This window comes from Nostocoides jenkinsii Ben 74, assembly GCF_001046875.1.
Taxonomy (GTDB): domain Bacteria; phylum Actinomycetota; class Actinomycetes; order Actinomycetales; family Dermatophilaceae; genus Nostocoides_A; species Nostocoides_A jenkinsii.
In genome coordinates, this window is the sequence record NZ_HF571038.1 from 3,695,617 (window position 1) to 3,699,557 (window position 3,941).

Below are 3,941 nucleotides of genomic sequence, written 5' to 3' on the forward strand. Positions count from 1 at the left end.
CGGGTCCATCACGGTCACCGCCTCGGGGAGCGCTTCGCTGGTGGCGGTCTTGAACCCGGTGAACCCGTCCATCGCAACGACCTCGATGGCGTCGCGCCACGCCTGTGGCCGGTCGGCGAGCCAGGACTTGAACGCGGCCTTGGACCGTCCTTCGACCATGTCCAACAGGCGGGCGGGGCCGGTGCCGTCGCGGATCGGGGTGAGGTCGATGACGACGGTGACGTACTTGCCGCCCTTGCGGGTGTGCCGCCAGTTGGGTCGGCCCGGGGCGCGGTGCCCGGATTGCTCGGGGTCCGTTTCCCCGGGCCGCCCGCCGAACCCGGCGTGCGATTCTCACCGCACCGGGCTCTCCACGAGTGGTTGTTGTTCAGCCAGTGGTGGCTGTCGGTGTCCATGGGGTCGGGATCTGGTAGCCGCGGTAGCGGTACCGGATGACGGGGACGCTGGCTGCGCCCTTGAACCTGATCCCATCGACGGCGAGCCGCCAGGTCCCGGGCAGGCAGAACCTGCGCCGGAGTTCTGGCCAGCCGATGCGGTGCTTCTTCCGTAGCCATGCCGTGATCCGCTCCCACGTGTAGGAGTCGATCGCGGAGAACGTGGCCTTGGACACGCCGTGTCGGAAGTAGTTGGCCCACCCTCGTAGCACCCGACCCAGGTAGTCCAGAAGGTACCCGGGGTCGTGGTGCAAGGTCGCCCTGTAGGTCATGGTCTTCACCCGGCTCTTGATCGAGGCGATCGCCTTCTTCGAGGGCTTGGTGTACACGAACCACTTGTTGCTGCCCCGTTTCCGCATCCGTTGGATGTGAAAGCCGAGGAAGTCGAAGCCGTGGTCGATGTGGACCACGCGGGTCTTCTCCGGTGACAGTCGCAACCCCATCGGGGCCAGCACGTGCGCCACCTCGTTGAGCAACTGCTCGGCGTGTTCGCGCTGCCCGGTGACCAGGATGACGAAGTCATCCGCGTACCGGACCAGACGGTAGTTCGCCTTGCCTTGTCGCTTCCGGCGCTGTCGGCAGACCTCGGTCGCCATCTGCTGGTCCCACTTCGACATGAAGTGCTCATCCAGCACCGACAACGCGATGTTCGCCAACAGCGGAGACAGGATCCCGCCCTGCGGGGTGCCGGTGTGCGTCGCCTCGCGGGTGCCGGTGGTGGTCATCACCCCGGCCTTGAGGAACGCCTTGACCAGCCCCAGCACTCGCTTGTCGCCAATCCTTGCCCGGACCCGGTCCATCAACGCGACGTGATCGATCATGTCGAAACACGCCTCGATGTCGGCCTCCACCACCCAGTGGTAAGACTTGGTGGTGAAGTGGTGGATCTCGGCAATGGCGTCCTGCGCGCGCCGGTTCGGCCGGAAACCGTACGAGCACGGCGCAAAGTCCGCCTCGAAGATCGGTTCCAACACCAGTTTCAGAGCAGCCTGCACCACCCGGTCCGTCACGGTCGGGATCCCCAACGCGCGCAGTTTCCCGCTCGCCTTGGGGATCATCACCTGACGTACCTCGACCGGGCTAAATGTCCGCGACCGTAACTGGTCACGGACATGCTGCAGGAACTCCTCGACCCCGAACCGAGAGACGATCGCAGCCACCGTGGCCCGATCGATCCCGGCCGTCCGTGCCCCGACGTTGCCCGCGACGCGTTGCCACGCCACGACCAGGAACGCCGGATCACAGACCAGGTTGTACAGGTCGTCAAACCGGCGACCGGGATCCCCGGCCGCCCAACAATGCAGCTTGGCCTGCATCCTCCGTACCGTCACCTGCGCCCAGTCATGCTCGGGCCAGATCACGGCGCCGGTATTCACCAGCGCATCTTCGGACATCACAGTTCCTCCTTGCTTCCTCTCGCTGCCGCCCTTCCCCATGCGACCGGCTCTCCCGGCCTCGGAGTACTACGGCGGCTCCGCCCCACCTGCGACCTTCAGCCGGCAACGGGCCTATCCCCTTCAAGAAGAGGAACAGTCACAGGTGGTTCCCACGTTCACTGTTGTTCGGTCAACGGGCGAGGTGCCCGGCTTTGCCCCTGCGGTCTCGTCGTGGCTACTCCGCAGGCCTTCACCACGACCTGCCAGGCCCGGCACATGTCACCGTCCTGACAGTTCCCCGCCCCCGACACCCGCCTGGCTGGCAGGCGCGGAGGAAGGTACGCACCGCACACCAGCCCAGATCCACCGGGTTCGAGCTGGTCGACGATGAAGAGGTCTTACGACACCGGTTCCTTGCGTACACCTTCCCGTCTTGCTCACCAGGCACGGCCCGTCCGGTAGTGCCGAACCGTCCTGACTTTGTCGCGGCTGCTCCCACCCTCCCCGGCGTTCCCCGGTTCAGGCTGCCGCCAGCTTCACCCAGCCGCTGCGACGGCCAAGCGATGTAGGTCTCTCACCTCCATTCGAAACAACAGCGCCTCGTGGCGCACCACGTGTTCGTCCACCCCGACAACAGCGACGCCGTCGAACCGGGCCGGGTCAGCGATCAGGACCCGTTTCCCCTCGGCCAGGACGGCGTCGTTGGCGGTGTTCCACGCGACCCCGAGCGCCTCGGCGACCCGAGCGACGGTCAGGTGCTGGACGACCAGGCCGGTCAAGGCCCACGCCAACCCGGCCCGGGAGACCTTCGCGCGAGCGTCGGCGGCCTTGCTCGTGTCCTGGCGCCACACGTGAGCGCAGCCGCCGCACCGGTAGCGGCGGACCGTCACCGACAGCGTGGTGGGTCGCCACCCGAACGGTTCGTGCGCCAACTCCCGGACCACGCTGTCCCGGGCCGTGCCCTCGCAACCGCAGCGTCGACACCATCGGTCATCCTCGACAACACGGCACGCCAGCACCGCCCGATCGGGTTCGACCCGTTGACCGGTCACCACCAGCCCGAGCCCATCGAGGCGGGCGAACGTCGTCAGGTCAGGGCAAGCGAAGGTAGCGTCAACCACGTCGAGGTCCTCCGGATGGGCAGTGTCAGAACTTCCATCCTCAGGGGGCCTCGACCCCTACCCAGCGACCGACGCGCCGCCCAGCCCTACACCCTTATCTGTGATGAGCCAGTTTGACGACTTCATGGATCGGGTGGGGCTGCCTCGCAGGAGCCGGGAGTACGACCTCGAGGTCGAGGTCAGCGCCACCGTCCGAGTCACCCTGACCGCCACCAGCGAGGAGGAGGCCGCCGACGCACTCACCCGCGATGACGTCTGGGCCGTGCTCGGGGAGGACAACATCACCTGGGACGTGTGCGAGGTCTACGCCGACTGACCCCACCCCAACCGGTGCGCCGGCGGCAAGAAACCCAAGCCGCCGGCGCACCGTCCCCACCCAACGCCACCCCATGCCGACCGGCTCGGCTGTGGGTCGCCGCGGTGTCGGTGGGGGGCGGCTAGTGTCGAAGGCACCAACCAAAGTTCGAGCGACTGACCATCGCTTGGTGAGACCCGAGGAGGGGTCATGACGTTGACCATTGAGCACGCCGAGGCCGAGGGCACCTTGTTGCACGGGACGTCCCGAGGGGACGGTTCGGCCGAGGTCGTCAAGGGGGCTGGGTTGGCGGTGGGGGCGCAGCATCGGGCTGTGGTTCGTTCCGCGCAGCAGGGACGCGGCGCCGAAGCGGTCGCTGATCGAGCAGACCGCGACCCAGCTGCGGGCGGCCGGGTTCGAGGTCGAGGTGTCGATCGACACCACGACCGGGGACCAGGCCGAGCTGCGCCGCGTCGAACGATCCCAGGAGCGGGCCGTGAGACTGGGGGACCGGGCCGCCCGGGAGCAGGCTAAGGCCGACGACCGGTACGCGGCCTCCCGCAAGATCGCCGACGGGATCCCGTTCGGGCAGCCGATCCTGCTCGGTCACCACTCCCAGGCCAGGGCCGAGCGGGACGCCCGCAAGATCCGCTCGCACATGGACGCCAGCATCGAACACCAGGAGCGCACCGCCCGCGCGGCCACGGCGGCCGCC

Annotated in this window: 3 protein-coding genes and 2 pseudogenes; 2 read left to right on the plus strand and 3 right to left on the minus strand. The window is 67.7% G+C overall.

Annotation, left to right across the window (positions count from 1 at the left end; all coding sequences use genetic code 11):
- The 3 genes and pseudogenes from BN13_RS17625 to BN13_RS17635 all read right to left on the minus strand — a co-directional run.
- Positions 1-252, minus strand: a pseudogene (locus BN13_RS17625) (transposase); the annotation flags it as partial.
- 115 nt (positions 253-367) lie between these two features.
- A complete protein-coding gene (gene ltrA, locus BN13_RS17630; RefSeq protein WP_048548392.1) occupies positions 368-1,828 on the minus strand; it encodes a group II intron reverse transcriptase/maturase in 1,461 nt (486 codons plus the stop codon).
- 584 nt (positions 1,829-2,412) lie between these two features.
- Positions 2,413-2,931 (minus strand): annotated as a pseudogene (locus tag BN13_RS17635) (ISL3 family transposase); the annotation flags it as partial.
- Positions 2,932-3,034: 103 nt separating this feature from the next.
- On the opposite strand from BN13_RS17635, the gene BN13_RS17640 reads away from it, so the two are divergent.
- Both BN13_RS17640 and BN13_RS19810 read left to right on the plus strand, forming a co-directional pair.
- Positions 3,035-3,247 (plus strand): hypothetical protein, encoded by a 213-nt coding sequence (locus BN13_RS17640; RefSeq protein ID WP_048548533.1) that lies wholly within the window; start codon positions 3,035-3,037, stop codon positions 3,245-3,247.
- Between the two features lie 406 nt (positions 3,248-3,653).
- Positions 3,654-3,941, plus strand: a 288-nt coding sequence (locus tag BN13_RS19810) for a DUF3560 domain-containing protein (protein ID WP_162200000.1), incomplete at its 3' end; no start/stop codon positions are given.